Genomic DNA, 14,602 nt, shown 5'->3' on the forward strand with positions numbered 1-14,602 from the left:
CTCAATCCTGAAACGAACCCCGGGGTTATCTGCCCCGGGGGCGTTTCTCCTTTCCTGCAGTATTATCAGGATCCATCGCGCCTGAGCCGGTAGAGCAGATATACGAAAAATGGTGCGCCAATACCAGCGACAAAAATACCAGCGGGCAGGTCCCTTGGTATAAAGGCAACCCGACCGATCCAGTCCGCGTACAGCAGAATCAATGCCCCGATCAGCGCCGATACCGGCAACAGCCCTGTATACCCACTGGTGATCAGGCGGCGTGCCATATGGGGGGCGATCAGGCCGATGAAGCCGACCGCACCGGCATAGGCTACGGCTGCCCCCGCCATGGCCACTGCCAAAATGAGGAACATCAGCCGATGCCCCTGCAAGGCGCTGCCCAGACCCCGGGCCATGTCATCCCCCATGGATTGGGCATCCAGATGCCTCAGCCTGATCAATGCCAGCGGCCAGCACAGTACCAGCCAGGGCACCAGTGCCGTGACGTCATGCCATTGCGACGCATAGAGACTGCCAGTCAGCCAGATGTACGCGTCCATCGCGGTTGAGTCGGGGCTGAGCACCAACAACAGGGTGGTGACGGCGGTCAGGGCGGCCGCAAGCCCGACACCGACCAGAACCAGCCGCGAAGGGCTAACGCCTTTTTGCCAGGCCAGTAGGGTGATGCATAGGGCGACAGCGAATGCCCCGCCCATGGCGACGGGCGCCAGCAGTAGAGAGGTTCCGGTCACCCCACCGAGCCAGAGAAACAGCACAGCGGCTGCCGAAGCGCCACTGGTAATGCCGATAACGTCCGGGGAGGCAAGCGGGTTTCTTACCAGGCCCTGGAGAATCAGGCCGGCGGATCCCAGGGCGCCGCCCACCAGAATGGCCATGACAATCCTGGGTAAGCGGATTTCCAGAACGATCAGTCCGAGGTCGGACGTGCCGGGGGATACCAGTGCCTCCAGAACTTCGGCAACGGACGCGGGATGGCTGCCCGAACTCAGGGCAAGGAGACTGCTGGCGGCGAGCAGGACGGATAGGGCCAGTGCGACACCCAGGACCCGGACATTCAGTTTTACCGACCAGCGGTCACCGGGTGTGCGGAGAACAACGGAACGGGTCATGATGACTTTCTCACCTGTCGTGCGAGGTGGAGGAATAACGGCGTGCCCAGCAAGGCGGTCATCACCCCCACCGGGATTTCCTGTGGCGGAATGACCAGTCGCGCAACGGTATCCGCGGCCAGCAACAGGGCGGCTCCGAGCAATGCCGCCATTGGCAGTACCCAGCGGTGATCGGTTCCGAAAAGCCCCCGTGCCATGTGGGGCACAATCAGACCGACAAATCCAATCAGCCCGGCCATGGCCACCGAGGTTCCTGCCAGCACAATCACCACCAGACCGGTCAGCAACCGCACCTGGCCCACTCTCAGGCCCAGGCCGCGGATGACCTCGTCGTCCAGCCCCAGCAGGTTCAGTTGGGGGGACAGCAGCAACGCGATGACCAGTGCTATGGCGAATACCGGCAGCAGGGGCAGCACCGCATCCAATTCGCGCCCGGACACGGATCCGGCCAGCCAGAACAGAATACTCTCAAAACGGTCCTGGTTGAGAATCAGCAGGCCCTGGGCGAAGGAGACAAACAGGGCGGTGACGGCGACACCGGCCAGAACCGTCCGCACAGGGGAAATGCCGCTGCGCGCTTCCTGGCCCAGGAAATACACCAGCAGTGCGGCTATGGCCGCGCCGACAAAGGCCGCCCATACCAGTTCGGACGGAGATACAAGTGAGAACACCGTGGCGCCGACCACGACGAAAAACATGGCCCCCGCATTAATGCCAAGAATACCGGGCGACGCCAGCGGGTTACGGGTAAGTGTCTGCATCAGGGCGCCGGCGATTGCCAGGCCGGCACCGACGATCAGCGCCGTTACGGTGCGGGAGAAGCGCTCGGTGCGAATGACCAGGTGCTCCAGGGAACCGGGGTCGTAATCCAGAAGGCTCCCCAGGAGCTTGTCGAAGGACACCTGAATGTGCCCGAACAGCAGACTCGACGTGGCAGCCAGCAGCAACAGAAACAGGCAAGCCAGCGCGCCGGAAGTCCGCGCGAACAGAGATGTCAGCATTGGGCACACTCCCGGGCGTCAGGCTGTTCCAGACCGTAGTGTTGGTACAGTTCGTCCAGCATACGGTTGGCTGCGATAATGCCGGCGCCCATGTTCCAGGTCACGGGATCAACCCGGTAGACCTCGCCGCGCTGGGCCGCGCGCAGGTTTTGCCACAGCGGGTGGCTGGTCCAGGCTTCGTAGGTGCGCTGTACTGAGGGATCGTTGTCCATGAAGATAAACACTGCCTCGGCATCCATGGCCGGAATGCTTTCCTGGCTGGTGAGTTTGATACCCCAGCCGTCCTCGCGGTGGGCTGGCGGTGCCACGAATCCCAGCTCATCAAGAACCGTGCGGGCGAAGCCGCCGTAGTAGATGCGTGCGTGATCGGCGCGAAAGCTGAGGATCGCTACTTCCTGGGGCCAGCGGTCACCAAGCTTGCGGCGGATCCGGGTCTGGAAGTCCACTACCCGGTTTTGCCAGTGATCCAGCAGTTGCTGTCCCCGCGTTGTCCGCCCGGTGGCATCCGCCATCAGTTTCAACAGTGCCTTGAAGTTGTAGAGTTCTCGGGGAACGACGGTGGGTGCAATGCGGGTCAGTAGTGGGTAGATGGTCCGGTGACGGTTGCGGGCGCCGATGATCAGGTCCGGTGACAGCCAGGCAATCCGCTCCAGATCCGGTTGGGTTTCAAGTCCGAGGAAGCTGACGTCTGGCAAGTCTTCCCGCAGGTAGCGGTACATGGGTTTTTCGGTCCAGGATTCGACTACCCCCACTGGCTCGATACCCAGAGCAACGGCAGTATCGGTAGCGCCCTGGTAAAGGGAGACAATGCGCTCGGGCTTACCCTCAATGGTTGTCTTGCCGAGGGCGTGTTCCACGGTGGTGATAGCGTCCACAGCGTTTGCCGGGACTGGCCACAGCCATCCCGTAGAGATCAGGAGCAGGCCGGCGTAACGGAGCATGATAAATCCGGTTGGTTAATGGTCGGTGATGACGGACCGATTTGATAATGAGAATAGGAGATAATATCATCTGCGTATCCCGGAAAGCGACGCTCATATGCCCTTCGATCAACATTCTTCCAGCTCATTGCCCGCTGATTCCCATCGCTTGCGTGGTGAGGCGTTGTCGGTTGGTTACAACGGCAGCCAGGTCCTGACGGATGTGGATTTCACCCTCCAGGACGGTAGCGTTACCGTATTGCTTGGTCCCAACGGCAGTGGCAAGTCAACATTGCTGAAAACCCTGGCAAGGACTCTGGACCCCAGCGCGGGAAAGGTGCTGCTGGACGGCGCGGATATTCACCGGCAATCTACCCGTTTGGTGGCACAACGTCTCGGCATCCTGCCACAGAGCCCGTCCGCACCGGATGGGTTAACGGTGCGGGAACTGGTCGGTCTGGGGCGCTTCCCCTACCAGAGCCTGATGCGCCAATGGTCCCGGCGTGACGAAGCCGCTGTGGCAGAGGCCATGGCGGTTGCCGATGTCAGCCAGTTCGCCGACCGTCCGGTGGATGCCCTCAGTGGCGGGCAACGCCAACGTTGCTGGATTGCCATGGTGCTCGCCCAGGACACGGATCTGTTGTTGCTGGATGAGCCCACCACCTTTCTTGACCTGAAAGTTCAGGTAGACCTGTTAGAATTGCTGGTGTCACTGGCACACCATCGGGACCGAACGCTGCTGGTGGTCCTGCACGACCTGAACCTGGCGGCGGCCTACGCAGATCGGCTGGTGATGATGAAAGCAGGCAAGATATTGCACAATGGTGCCCCCGAGGACGTCTTTACGGTTGCGAACCTGAAAGAGGTGTTCGATCTGGATGCGCAGGTTATTCATGAGCCTATCAGTGGTCGCCCGGTTTGTGTGCCGGTGAAAAATTCGTTGGCGACCTCCCGGGGCGTCGGACCATTGGCAGCAACCGTATGAGTGCCTCCGACCATCAGTTCTGCTCCATCGAAAGTCTTCGGGCCGGTGACCCCCTCGCTGGGACAGGAACCCATGTCGCCAGTAACCTGCTCATCAGTTGGCCCCGTCCGAAATGGTCCCGCAGCCTCCGTCTGGCCGTTGATATGGATGAGGAACTGAGCCAGCAGATAGAGCGGCTTGCCGCCGGTGGCCGGCGGGTTAACCTGATCGACCGGCGCGGCTGGTCAGCGTGTAGCCATCGGATTTATCAGTTGCCGGAAGGCCGGTATTTCGATGTGGATCGGAGCGATCTTGTTGCTTTCCTGGCTGCGGTGGAATCCGGCAGTGATCTGGCCAGTTGGTCTGGTACACCGATGAAACAATCACTGGTGCTTTGTTGTACCCACGGCAAGAAAGACAAGTGCTGCGCCAAGTTCGGTTACGCGGCCTATCGTGAGCTTGCGGCCACGGTAAACGATCGGGACTTGCCCTTTGAGGTCTGGGAGAGCTCCCACCTGGGAGGATGTCGGCTGTCGGCCAGCGTGATGGTGTTTCCTGCCATGCGCAAATACGGCCGGGTGGCGCCGGAGCATGTCTTGCCTCTGCTTGAGCATGAAGCTGAAGGGGTCCCCTACTTGCCCTGCTATCGCGGGCACTCCCAACTGAGCCAGCCCCAACAGTGCGCCGAGATTGCGGCATTGGAGTGGTTGTCGGAACGCAGGATTACCGCACGCCTGACGGTCGAGACCAAGCCGGATTCCGGTAAGGGCGAGGCGGAGACCGTGCGGGTGGACTGGATGGCGGCCGATGCTGCGGGGGCGTTAATTGTCGAGTGTGGCACCACCGAGGTGATGCGGGTGGATACCTGTGCTGACCTCGATGAGGGCCCCACACCCTCACTTTGCTGGAAGGTAAACAACATCAGGCCGCTGTAGCAGCGGCCTGATGTCGTGGTTGCACGGGGATAACCCCGTGCATACGCTCACTCTTACCAGTCGATCCCATAGGTCAGCATGACCGTGCGGCCAGGCGCCTGGGTGTACTGGGTGTCGAAGTTGTAGATCTGTGAAATCACCGGGAAGTAATCTTCGTTCAACAGGTTGTTGATCGCTAGGGTGATGTCACCATTTCCGGTCTGCCACCGGCTGGTCAGGTCCAGTACGGTGTAGGATTCCACTTCACCTTTCCCGAACCCGCTGCCGCTGAAGCGGTCGCGGTCACCAACCACCAGGGCTTGCAGGCGATTGGTCCAGCGTGCGGTGGTATCATGCTCCACGTAGCCGGTCACCTTGAGCGGTGGGATCCTGTTACCCAGCAGATAGGTGTCGTAGCTGCCATTGTCATCGGAATCCACCTTGCCTTCCATCCAGCTAAAGGTACCGCCGGCACTCAGGTCACGGGTCGGATAGGTGTTGAGTTCCGCCTCAAAACCATAGATGCGCTCAGGGCTTCTAAGAACCGGGATGGGTTCGTTGGGACCGGCAGCAACAAGGCTGGTGCCCAGGTCAGACTCGCTGTAAAACAGGGTCAGGGCGAGATCCGCACGATCCCATACGGCCTCGGTGCCCAGCTCGTAGTTGTCGACCACTTGGGGCTCGGGACGGATCTGATCCAGTGAGGTTCCCTGCTGGGGCTGGCGCAGGGTGCGCCCGATTTCCGGTACGGTGAAGCCTTGGGAGAAGCTGGCCGTGGCGGCCCAGACATTGTTCACCTGATATCGGACACCGGTATTGAACACGGTTTCGCTGTATTCCAGCTCTCCGCCTTCGACATCCGCACCAAAGACAGTGGTGTAGTCGTCCACTTCAAACCAGAATTTTTCGTAGCGGACACCGGCGTTGACGGTCCACTTTGGGTCCAGCCGGAGTTCCGCCTGCAGGAACGGCGCCACGCTGTTCTGGTCCATTTCCGGCACGAAGGTCCGCCCGTCTTCCAGTGGCTGGGAGGTGGTTTCCAGCAGGGTATCCAGACCCCAGAGCACTTTGGCACCGGACATCAGATCAAACGGTGTCTCGAAATCGAACCGTGAGCCGATACGTTCGGACTCGGTCAGTGACTGGCCGCCACCAGGATAAAAGGTGGCGAAGTATCCGAAGCGGGTCATGAAATCGCGATAGTACAGTTGCGCACCCAGTGAGGTGTCGCCGAACAACTGGCGGTCGCTGTAGGTCAGGTTCACATTCAGGTTTTCGGTGCCCTGATCCTTGCCGCCCGGGTCACCTTTAACGGCGCGGGTCTTCCGCTCTCCGTGCACACCGGCCTCAAGGACATAGTTGGTGTCCTGTTTGATGTCGTAATAGCTGGTGGTCAGTTCGAGGCGCTTATCCGCATCCAGGTCAAGGCCGAGCTTGGCCAGAAGGTCAAATTCGCGGGAGTCGGCAATACCACCCTGGCCGTTTGGATCCGGTGGAATGCGGTCGGCATCGGCATCGAAGAAGGAGGCGCGCTGCTCATAGGCTCCCCGGAATTGATAATCAAAGTCGCCGGAGCCGCCGGTCACGCTTTGGGCCAACCCGAATTGCTCGCTGTCCTTGATGTGCTCGGTGGAGAAGCCGCCATTCAGTACGGTGCGGTAAAGTGGCGCCCCTTTTTCATTCTTGCGGGTGATGATGTTAATGATACCGCCGGTACCGCCGAATCCGTAAACACCGGTGGAGCCACGGATAACCTCGATGCGCTCAATGGATGATGGGTCAATGGAATTCAACGAGTGCAAGCCATCACGCAGACTGATGGTCTGGGGAATCCCGTCGATCAGAACGAACAGGTTGCGGCCCCTCAGGGTCTGGGCCACGGTGGTCAGCCCATGGGTAGAGGGCGACAGGCCCGGAACGGTCTTGGCAAGGATATCGCCAACGTTGCCACCCAAAGAGGCCTGCTTTTCGATCGCGTCCCGATCGACAACCGTTACGGCGCCGGGGTTTACGTTCAGTGAATCGAGGCCGCGGGTGGCGGTTACCTCCAGTGTATCCAGGGGTTGTGGGTTCTGATCTGCCCCTTCCTGGGCCGTAGCGGTTGAAGCGCATCCCAGCGCAAGAATCAGTGCGTAACGCAGCTTGTTGATCTGGGGAGACATCATCGACACCTTGATGGTTGAATTTACCAAAGGTGCGAAATCTAAACTAAATGTAATTGATTATCAATATCGAAATGTAGGGTAAGTACTTATTCGGCGTGAAAGGGCCGCTATTGGCTGAGATAACGGCCTTTCCGAAACCTGTAAGGCCACGTTCTACGAGGTATAGATACTCGAATGGTCGGATGCGTTACACCATACAGAACTGTCTATGCATCCGGTGTGATTGAATTCATAATGATCGTTCAAGAATTGGCAATCCAGAGTGGCCTTGCCAGGCTAACCGGTACCGCCGGTGGGAGAGATAGGATGAACAAGGTATGCGTTGTGATGGGTGTGGGACCGGGCAATGGCGAGGCCTTTGTGCGGCGTTTCAGCGATGAGGGCTTTCAGGTTGCGATGGTTGCCCGCAGCCAGGATTTCCTCAAGAAGTTGGAGGAATCGGTCGCCGGCGCCCATGCCTTTCCCTGTGACATGATGGAGTCAGAGCAGATCACGACCGTGTTCGCGGCGATCGAGAGCCAACTCGGACCGGTATCCGTCGTGCTGTATAACGCCGGCGGCGGAGTGTTCAAGAATGTGGAAGAGGCCAGCCTGGAAGATTTCGAGTCCAACTGGCGTATCAATGTGCAGGGCCTGGTCGCCGCCACCAAAGCGGCGTTGCCGCAGTTGCGTCAGCATGACACCGCGAGCATTATCATCACCAGCGCTTCGGCGGCGACCCGGGGGCGGGCCAACACCGCACCCTTTGCTTCGGCCAAGGCGGCCCAGCGCAGTCTGGCTCAGTCACTGGCCCGCCAGCTGGGGCCGGAGAAAATCCATGTCGCCACTGTGGTAATCGATGGCGTGGTGGACCTTCCCCGTACCCGACAGATGCTGTCAGACAAGCCGGACGATTTCTTCGTCAAGCCCTCCGCGGTGGCCGATGCCGTCTGGACTCTTTGCCAGCAGGATCCTTCCGGTTGGACCTTTGAGCTGGATATCCGGCCGTTCGGGGAAACCTGGTAACGGCGCCAAAGCGTTAGGTGACCTGTTATACAGGATTGGTGGCCAGGATCTTCTTCAGAAAGTCCTTCGTTCGGGGATCCTGCGGGTGGTAGAAGATCTCGCTAGGTGGCCCCTGTTCCACAATACGACCGCCGTCGATAAAGATCACCCGGTCGGCCACGTCCCGGGCGAACGACATTTCATGGGTGACCACCATCATGGTCTGGCGCTCTGAGGCCAGCTGTTTCATCAGCCCCAACACCTCTTCCACCCACTCGGGGTCGAGGGATGATGTCGGTTCATCAAACAGAATGACTTCCGCGCCGGCGGCCATGGCGCGGCCAATACCGACGCGTTGTTGCTGGCCCCCGGACATGGAGGCGGGATAGGCATCCGCCTTGTCGGCCAGACCGATCTGCTCCAGTATTTCCCGGGCCCGTTGATAAGCTTTTTCCTTCGGCCAGCGGTCCACCACCAGCAGACGTTCGGCGATGTTCTGCAGCGCGGTCTTATTGGCAAACAACGCATAATTCTGGAATACAAAGGCGGTCTGCCGGCGCATGGCGAGGATTTCCGCCCGGCTGGCCTTGTCCGCCTCTACGGTCAGGTCGCCTACGGTGATCGTGCCGGCGGTGGGCTGTTCCAGGAAATTGATGCAACGCAACAGGGTGGATTTCCCGGTACCCGAGGGCCCGATGATGACGACGATCTCGCCTTTCTCGATGGTGAGGTCGATGCCGTCGAGTACCACGGCATCACCAAACTGCTTTCTCAGTGAGTCCAGTTTGATCATCGGCTATAGGCCTTGTTCAGACGGATTTCCAGGTAGTGTTGCACCTTGGACAGCAGTTCGACCACGATCCAGTAGATGATGGCGGCGACAATAAACGCCTCAAAGTACAGGAAGCTGCCCGAAGCCTCTTTCTGGGTGGCGCCCATCAATTCCGTCACACCCAGGGTGAACGCCAGGGAAGTGGCCTTGATCATGTCGATGAAGTAGTTCATCAGCGTGGGCAGCGCGACCCGGGTGGCCTGGGGCAGAACAATCCGCCGCATCAGCTGGCCATTGGTCATGCCGATCGACAGCGCGGCCTCGGTCTGGCTGCGATCAACACCGACAATGGCGGCGCGGATGGATTCGGCCATGTAGGCGGAAAAGTGCATGGTCAGGCCCATGATGGTCGCGGTGATGCCGTCGATGACCGTCAGTGCACTGACCAGCTGCGGCAACCCGTAATAGAACAGGAACAGCTGCACCAGCAGGGGCGTACCCCTGAAGAAGGAAATGAACAGGATGGTCAGTTGATTGAGCACCGGAATACGCAGTACCCGGACAACGGCAAACAGGCAGGCGAGGATCAGCGCCAGTGCCATGCCGATGCCCGCCAGCTGCAATGTAAGGGGCAGGTACCTGAGCAACACAGGTACCAGCCCGAGCATGTAGTCGACGTTCAACACGTCCATAGGAAGTCAGCCCCCGGTGTGCCCCTCAGGGCTGTGTGATGTCAGTGCCAAACCATTTTTCAGAGATGGACGCCAGGGTTCCGTTGTCCCGCAGGGTCGCCAGGGCCTGGTTGACCTCGTCCCGCAGGGCCCGTCCGGCCTCGGTATCGCGGAACGGATAGGCGTTGGTGATCTGCGAGAACGTCGGGCCGGCCAGCGCCAGCGGCAGTGGCTTTTCCTTGATGATCTGGCTGGCACTGACCCGGTCCATCACGAAGGCGTCAACCCGACCGAGGGCGGTATCCCGCTCCAGGTTGCTGTCGTAGGTCTTGATGTCGATCTCGTCAGCGTAGGGCAGTTCCCGCAGCAAGTCCTCGAAATTGGACCCCAGGTTCACCGCAACGGTTTTGCCTTTGAGGTCTTCCACGCCCTGAATCTCGGTGTTGCCTTTCTTCACCACTACCTGGGCGCCGTCATAGACATAGGGATCGCTGAAAATATAGGCTTTCTGGCGTTCCTCGGTAATGGTGATCTGGTTGGCGACGGTATCGATGCGCCCGGACTCCAGCATGCCGAACAGGCCCGAGAAGTTGGCGGTTTCGTACTTGATCTCACGGCCCATTTCCTTGGCCAGGGCGTTCATGATGTCGACGTCAAAACCTTTGAGTTGATCCTGTTCCACAAAGGTAAACGGGAAATACTGGCCAGACATCCCGACTCTTAACGGGTTATCCTGCGCAAGCAAAGGTGCGCTTGCGAACAGGGAGACGATCATCAGCATTGTGGCCAATAGCGTTTTCATAGTGCCTCCTTCCGACGTGTATCGTACCTAAAGCATAGACTGGGGTTAGAATTGGGCAATGACACTAAGGAATTGTGCAGAGGCAGGCCCCTTGAACACATTTTCATAACTTGACGACAGAGTGAGGAATACCATGGTCCATGATCAGGTGAAGGACTATTACGGCAAAGTGCTGCAAAAAACCGATGACCTGCAAACCAATGCCTGTTGCACTGACGAGGCCATGCCCAATCATCTCAAGCCCATTATTGGCAAGATCCACGATGAAGTGCTCACAAAGTATTACGGTTGTGGCCTGGTCACACCGGAACAGCTGGAAGGCATGCGGATTCTTGACCTTGGTAGCGGCTCTGGTCGGGATGTTTATGCACTGGCGGCCCTGGTCGGGGAGTCGGGGGAAGTGGTTGGCGTCGATATGACCGATGAACAGCTGGAGGTGGCGCGTCGGCACGTGGATTACCATGCCGAGGTGTTTGGTTTTACTAAACCCAATGTCCGGTTCCTGAAGGGCTACATCGAAAAGCTAAACGAACTGGATCTGGAGCCGGGCAGCTTTGACATCATCGTCTCCAACTGTGTGATCAACCTTTCTCCGGACAAGCCTGCGGTCCTGAGGGAAGCCTACCGCCTGCTGAAACCCGGCGGCGAAATGTATTTCTCGGACGTTTATTCGGATCGGAGAATCCCGGCATCACTGGTCAACGATCCGGTGTTATACGGCGAATGCCTCAGTGGCGCGCTCTACTGGAACGATTTCGAGAATATGGCCAAAGCCGCCGGATTCGCGGACCCGCGTCTGGTGACAGACAGCCCGATTACCATTAACAATAGCGCCCAAAAGGAGAAAACTGGCCCTATCCGCTTCTTCTCGGCTACCTACCGATTGTTCAAGCTGGAAGGGCTGGAGCCGGCTTGTGAGGATTATGGCCAGGCGGTGATCTATCGTGGCACCATCGCGCACCATCCGCATCAGTTTGATCTCGACAAGCACCATGCCATTCCGGCGGGGAAGGTGTTCCCGGTGTGTGGTAACACTCACCGTATGCTGAAAGACACCCGTTTTGCCGAGCATTTCGAGTTTATTGGCGACGGCGACACTCACTTTGGCATTTTCAAGGATTGCGGTACCGACGTGCCTTTTGGGAATGGTGATGATCAGGGCGATGACGAAGGCGCCAGTCAGGGAGGGTGTTGTTAACGCCTACGTATCAGGGTTTACGGTTGCGTCGCTGAGGTCGGTGTAGAGCGAGTGAATCATCGGACACCGCTGCGGGTCCCGGCTGCAGCGGCAACGTTCCACCAGGTCATCCAGGGTGGCCTCCATCTGCCTCAGGCCGGCGATCCTGCGACGCACATCATCCAGCTTGTGTTCGGCCAGGGTCCGGGCTTCGTCGCAATGGGTGCCATCCTCCAGCTTCAGCAGTTCGCCGATCTCTTCCAGGCTGAAGCCCAGCCACTGGGCTGAGCGAATAAAGTGCAGGCGGGCCACCGCTTTCTCATCATAACGCCGGATCCCGCCATAGGGTTTCTCCGGTATCTCCACCAAGCCCCGGCGTTGGTAATAACGGATGGTCTCCACATGGATGCCTGCCACCTTCGCCAGGGTGCCAATAGTCATGGATTTAGTTGCTTCAGTCATGTGTTTGACTCCGTAGTCAGGTACGGAAGTAAGCTTATCGTATCGACCGAATTAACGATACGGAGTTCCCATGGAGAAACCGGTGAATGGCAAAGCGCCTTTGTTAGCGGGCGGTCTGGCGGCGATATTGGCGTCTGCCTGCTGCCTTGGCCCGTTGGTTTTGGTGACTCTGGGCGTATCCGGCGCCTGGATCGGCAACCTGACTGCGCTCGAACCTTATCGTCCAGTGTTCATTGTGCTTGCCCTGGTAGCCATGTTGTTCGCGTGGCGTCGGATCTTTCGTCCCCGGGAAGAATGTAAGCCAGGGGAAGTATGCGCTATACCCCGGGTTCGCACAGCCTACAAAGTGATATTCGGCGTTGTGCTGGTACTGGTACTGATTGCCCTCGTGTTCCCTTATTTTCTGCCTCTGTTTTATTGACAGGAGATTCCTTTATGAAACTGCGTTTTATACTTTTGGTATTGATCACTTTGCTCAGCACACCCACTCTGGCTGCTGTTCAAACGGTGACCCTTTCAGTGACGGGCATGAATTGTGCGGCCTGTCCACTCACGGTTAAAACGGCCCTTGGGAAGGTGAATGGCGTGACTAGGGTGGAGGTCAGTTACGAGAACAAAGAGGCGGTGGTGACCTTCGATGACTCGGTCACATCCGTTGATACGCTGACTCAGGCTACCGGGAATGCTGGCTACCCTTCCACGCAAAAGCCCTCGAATGCGGGCGGTGAGTGATGATGAAAAATCCGAAAACTCTGCTACGTGTCAGTGTCATTGGCACAGTGATTGTCGCCTTGTGTTGCTTCACGCCAATCCTTGTAATTTTTCTGGGAGTAGTGGGCCTGAGTGCCATAACTGGCTATCTGGACTTTGTACTGCTACCGGCCCTGGCAATTTTTCTCGGCCTGACTGCTTACGCACTCTGGCGTAAGAAACAATACGATGCCCTCTCTAACGACAGTAACAACAAATCCTCTTTCGGGGAGCCCCGCTCATGAGTGACAACAACCTGCATATTGCCGTTATCGGCAGCGGTGGCGCCGCCATGGCGGCAGCCCTGAAAGCCGCCGAGCGCGGCGCGCGTATTACCCTGATTGAGAAGGGAACCATCGGCGGCACGTGCGTGAATATCGGCTGCGTACCGTCAAAAATCCTGATTCGTGCCGCCCACATCGCGCACTTGCGCAGCGAAAGCCCGTTTGATGATGGCCTGAGCGCAAAGTCGCCAGAGGTGAACCGACCGGCCTTGCTCGCGCAACAGCAGAACCTGGTTGACGAACTGCGTGATGCCAAGTACGAGGGTATTCTGCGTGACCATCCAGCTATTACGGTATTGCAGGGCGAAGCCCGGTTTATCGATGCCCATAGCTTGTCCGTCAAATTGAATGACGGCGGTGAGCAAGCCGTTCACTTCGACCGGGCTCTGATCGGCACCGGTGCACGGCCCGCATTACCGCCGGTGTCCGGCCTTGTGGATACGCCCTATCTGACGTCTACCAGTGCATTGGTTCTGGATGAGGTTCCCCGGAGGATGATCGTTATTGGCGCCTCAGTGGTGGCGGTAGAGCTGGCCCAGGCCTTCGCCCGGCTAGGGAGCAAGGTTACGATGCTGGCCCGCAGCCGCCTGTTGTCCAGGGAAGACCCGATGGTGGGTGACGCGGTGGAGGCGGCGTTTCGCCGCGAGGGCATTGAAGTGTTCAAACAGACCGAGGCAAGTCGCGTGGACTATCGCGACAACGAGTTCGTGGTGGACACCAACGCAGGCACCTTGCGGGCGGATCAACTGCTGGTGGCGACCGGACGGGCACCAAACACCGAGACCCTGAACCTGGCGAGCATTGGCGTTGAAAGCAAGGGGGGAGCAGTTCTGGTGGACGAACACCTGCAAACCACCGTGCGGGGAATCTATGCCGCCGGCGACTGCACCAATCAGCCCCAGTTTGTCTATGTCGCCGCCGCCGGAGGCAGCCGGGCTGCCGTGAATATGACCGGAGGCGACGCTACCCTGGATCTCAGCGCCATGCCGGCGGTGATTTTCATCGATCCGCAGGTGGCCACCGCCGGCCTGACCGAAGCCGAGGCCGTCAGGCAGGGCTTCAACGTGGAAACCCGTTCGCTCGATCTGGGGAACGTGCCACGAGCGTTGGTGAATTTCGATTCCAGAGGTTTCATAAAAATGGTGGCAGAACGCGGCTCGGGTCGCTTGCTGGGTGTTCAGGCCGTGGCGGGGGAAGCCGGTGAGTTGATCCAGACGGCGGTGATGGCGTTACGGGCCCGTATGACCGTACAGGAGATCGGCGACGAGCTGTTCCCCTACCTCACCATGGTGGAAGGGCTGAAGCTTTGCGCTCAGACGTTCAGCAAGGACGTGAAGCAATTGTCCTGCTGCGCCGGCTAGCTAGTACCAAAGAGCGGTTCGATCCGAGTGATCTGCTCGACGAAGGTGCTGACATCCTGAGCCGGTAGCTCACACATACCCTGCTCGCAGACATAGGCGGTCACCTTGCCTTGCAGCGCCCGCTTGTCCTCCAGTAACGGGATGATGGTGGCCTGGCGCGCCAACATCGCACCCTCTTCCACCACCGCCAGTATCCGATTGGGTAAAAAGGTTTGCCGGAAGGCTCGGCGCCGTCGTAAGCGGGCTTTTCCCGGGTCAACAGG

The 14,602-nt window shown here is 58.8% G+C and carries 17 protein-coding genes; 8 read left to right on the forward strand and 9 right to left on the reverse strand.

Features of this window, described 5'->3' with window-relative positions; all coding sequences use genetic code 11:
* Positions 1-65 precede the first annotated feature (65 nt).
* Genes EHN06_RS00815 through EHN06_RS00825 form a run of 3 tightly spaced genes read right to left on the reverse strand, consistent with a single transcriptional unit; the run spans position 66 to position 3,054 of the window.
* Entirely contained in the window at positions 66-1,112 is a 1,047-nt protein-coding gene (locus tag EHN06_RS00815) for a FecCD family ABC transporter permease (RefSeq protein WP_127329289.1), read from the reverse strand.
* Entirely contained in the window at positions 1,109-2,113 is a 1,005-nt protein-coding gene (locus EHN06_RS00820; protein ID WP_127329291.1) for a FecCD family ABC transporter permease, read from the reverse strand. Before EHN06_RS00820 ends, EHN06_RS00815 begins: the two co-directional genes overlap by 4 nt.
* Positions 2,107-3,054, reverse strand: coding sequence for an ABC transporter substrate-binding protein (locus tag EHN06_RS00825; protein ID WP_127329293.1), 948 nt, complete (start codon positions 3,052-3,054; stop codon positions 2,107-2,109). The genes EHN06_RS00820 and EHN06_RS00825 overlap by 7 nt, the downstream gene beginning before the upstream one ends.
* Positions 3,055-3,151: 97 nt before the next feature.
* On the opposite strand from EHN06_RS00825, the gene EHN06_RS00830 reads away from it, so the two are divergent.
* A complete protein-coding gene (locus tag EHN06_RS00830) occupies positions 3,152-4,018 on the forward strand; it encodes an ABC transporter ATP-binding protein (RefSeq protein ID WP_127329295.1) in 867 nt (288 codons plus the stop codon).
* Positions 4,015-4,932, forward strand: a complete 918-nt coding sequence (locus tag EHN06_RS00835; protein WP_127329297.1) for a sucrase ferredoxin — start codon at positions 4,015-4,017, stop codon at positions 4,930-4,932. The genes EHN06_RS00830 and EHN06_RS00835 overlap by 4 nt, the downstream gene beginning before the upstream one ends.
* A 53-nt stretch (positions 4,933-4,985) precedes the next feature.
* Here the strand turns inward: EHN06_RS00835 and EHN06_RS00840 are convergent, their stop codons facing one another.
* The gene (locus EHN06_RS00840) at positions 4,986-7,103 is read right to left on the reverse strand and encodes a TonB-dependent receptor (protein ID WP_228257373.1); all 2,118 of its coding nucleotides are present in this window, start codon (positions 7,101-7,103) and stop codon (positions 4,986-4,988) included.
* A 279-nt stretch (positions 7,104-7,382) separates the two neighbouring features.
* On the opposite strand from EHN06_RS00840, the gene EHN06_RS00845 reads away from it, so the two are divergent.
* Positions 7,383-8,081, forward strand: coding sequence for an SDR family NAD(P)-dependent oxidoreductase (locus tag EHN06_RS00845; RefSeq protein WP_127329299.1), 699 nt, complete (start codon positions 7,383-7,385; stop codon positions 8,079-8,081).
* 25 nt (positions 8,082-8,106) lie between these two features.
* Here the strand turns inward: EHN06_RS00845 and EHN06_RS00850 are convergent, their stop codons facing one another.
* From EHN06_RS00850 to EHN06_RS00860, 3 genes are read right to left on the reverse strand one after another with little or no spacing between them, the layout of a single operon-like run.
* Entirely contained in the window at positions 8,107-8,853 is a 747-nt protein-coding gene (locus tag EHN06_RS00850; RefSeq protein ID WP_127329301.1) for an amino acid ABC transporter ATP-binding protein, read from the reverse strand.
* Positions 8,850-9,524 (reverse strand): amino acid ABC transporter permease, encoded by a 675-nt coding sequence (locus tag EHN06_RS00855; protein WP_127329303.1) that lies wholly within the window; start codon positions 9,522-9,524, stop codon positions 8,850-8,852. The genes EHN06_RS00850 and EHN06_RS00855 overlap by 4 nt, the downstream gene beginning before the upstream one ends.
* 25 nt (positions 9,525-9,549) lie before the next feature.
* Positions 9,550-10,305, reverse strand: a complete 756-nt coding sequence (locus tag EHN06_RS00860) for an amino acid ABC transporter substrate-binding protein (RefSeq protein WP_127329305.1) — start codon at positions 10,303-10,305, stop codon at positions 9,550-9,552.
* A gap of 133 nt (positions 10,306-10,438) precedes the next feature.
* Between EHN06_RS00860 and EHN06_RS00865 the strand changes: the two genes are divergently transcribed.
* Positions 10,439-11,503 carry a methyltransferase domain-containing protein gene (locus EHN06_RS00865; RefSeq protein ID WP_127329307.1) on the forward strand — a complete coding sequence of 355 codons (1,065 nt, stop codon included), beginning with the start codon at positions 10,439-10,441 and terminating at the stop codon, positions 11,501-11,503.
* Between the two features lie 3 nt (positions 11,504-11,506).
* On the opposite strand, the gene merR is transcribed toward EHN06_RS00865, so the two are convergent.
* On the reverse strand, positions 11,507-11,944 hold the full coding sequence (gene merR / locus EHN06_RS00870; protein WP_127329309.1) for an Hg(II)-responsive transcriptional regulator: 438 nt from the start codon (positions 11,942-11,944) through the stop codon (positions 11,507-11,509).
* 70 nt (positions 11,945-12,014) lie between these two features.
* On the opposite strand from merR, the gene merT reads away from it, so the two are divergent.
* The 4 genes from merT to merA are packed head-to-tail and all read left to right on the forward strand — an operon-like array spanning position 12,015 to position 14,339.
* Positions 12,015-12,365 carry a mercuric ion transporter MerT gene (gene merT, locus EHN06_RS00875; protein WP_127329310.1) on the forward strand — a complete coding sequence of 117 codons (351 nt, stop codon included), beginning with the start codon at positions 12,015-12,017 and terminating at the stop codon, positions 12,363-12,365.
* Positions 12,366-12,379: 14 nt separating this feature from the next.
* A complete protein-coding gene (gene merP, locus EHN06_RS00880) occupies positions 12,380-12,676 on the forward strand; it encodes a mercury resistance system periplasmic binding protein MerP (protein ID WP_127329312.1) in 297 nt (98 codons plus the stop codon).
* Between the two features lie 2 nt (positions 12,677-12,678).
* Positions 12,679-12,939 (forward strand): mercury resistance system transport protein MerF, encoded by a 261-nt coding sequence (merF, locus tag EHN06_RS00885; protein WP_127329314.1) that lies wholly within the window; start codon positions 12,679-12,681, stop codon positions 12,937-12,939.
* Positions 12,936-14,339: a mercury(II) reductase gene (gene merA, locus EHN06_RS00890; protein ID WP_127329316.1), complete on the forward strand. Its 1,404-nt coding sequence runs from the start codon at positions 12,936-12,938 to the stop codon at positions 14,337-14,339. Before merF ends, merA begins: the two co-directional genes overlap by 4 nt.
* On the opposite strand, the gene EHN06_RS00895 is transcribed toward merA, so the two are convergent.
* Entirely contained in the window at positions 14,336-14,524 is a 189-nt protein-coding gene (locus EHN06_RS00895) for a hypothetical protein (RefSeq protein ID WP_127329318.1), read from the reverse strand. The two genes, merA and EHN06_RS00895, sit on opposite strands and share 4 nt — an antisense overlap.
* Positions 14,525-14,602 lie beyond the last annotated feature (78 nt).

The organism is Marinobacter sp. NP-4(2019), from assembly GCF_003994855.1.
Lineage (GTDB): Bacteria > Pseudomonadota > Gammaproteobacteria > Pseudomonadales > Oleiphilaceae > Marinobacter.

Bases quoted from the DNA above. Each gene is read 5' to 3' on its own strand.
- EHN06_RS00815 (WP_127329289.1), bottom strand. From the start codon at position 1,112: ATGACCCGTTCCGTTGTTCTCCGCACACCCGGTGACCGCTGGTCGGTA.
- EHN06_RS00820 (WP_127329291.1), bottom strand. From the start codon at position 2,113: ATGCTGACATCTCTGTTCGCGCGGACTTCCGGCGCGCTGGCTTGCCTG.
- EHN06_RS00825 (WP_127329293.1), bottom strand. From the start codon at position 3,054: ATGCTCCGTTACGCCGGCCTGCTCCTGATCTCTACGGGATGGCTGTGG.
- EHN06_RS00830 (WP_127329295.1), top strand. From the start codon at position 3,152: ATGCCCTTCGATCAACATTCTTCCAGCTCATTGCCCGCTGATTCCCAT.
- EHN06_RS00835 (WP_127329297.1), top strand. From the start codon at position 4,015: ATGAGTGCCTCCGACCATCAGTTCTGCTCCATCGAAAGTCTTCGGGCC.
- EHN06_RS00845 (WP_127329299.1), top strand. From the start codon at position 7,383: ATGAACAAGGTATGCGTTGTGATGGGTGTGGGACCGGGCAATGGCGAG.
- EHN06_RS00850 (WP_127329301.1), bottom strand. From the start codon at position 8,853: ATGATCAAACTGGACTCACTGAGAAAGCAGTTTGGTGATGCCGTGGTA.
- EHN06_RS00855 (WP_127329303.1), bottom strand. From the start codon at position 9,524: ATGGACGTGTTGAACGTCGACTACATGCTCGGGCTGGTACCTGTGTTG.
- EHN06_RS00860 (WP_127329305.1), bottom strand. From the start codon at position 10,305: ATGAAAACGCTATTGGCCACAATGCTGATGATCGTCTCCCTGTTCGCA.
- EHN06_RS00865 (WP_127329307.1), top strand. From the start codon at position 10,439: ATGGTCCATGATCAGGTGAAGGACTATTACGGCAAAGTGCTGCAAAAA.
- merR (WP_127329309.1), bottom strand. From the start codon at position 11,944: ATGACTGAAGCAACTAAATCCATGACTATTGGCACCCTGGCGAAGGTG.
- merT (WP_127329310.1), top strand. From the start codon at position 12,015: ATGGAGAAACCGGTGAATGGCAAAGCGCCTTTGTTAGCGGGCGGTCTG.
- merP (WP_127329312.1), top strand. From the start codon at position 12,380: ATGAAACTGCGTTTTATACTTTTGGTATTGATCACTTTGCTCAGCACA.
- merF (WP_127329314.1), top strand. From the start codon at position 12,679: ATGAAAAATCCGAAAACTCTGCTACGTGTCAGTGTCATTGGCACAGTG.
- merA (WP_127329316.1), top strand. From the start codon at position 12,936: ATGAGTGACAACAACCTGCATATTGCCGTTATCGGCAGCGGTGGCGCC.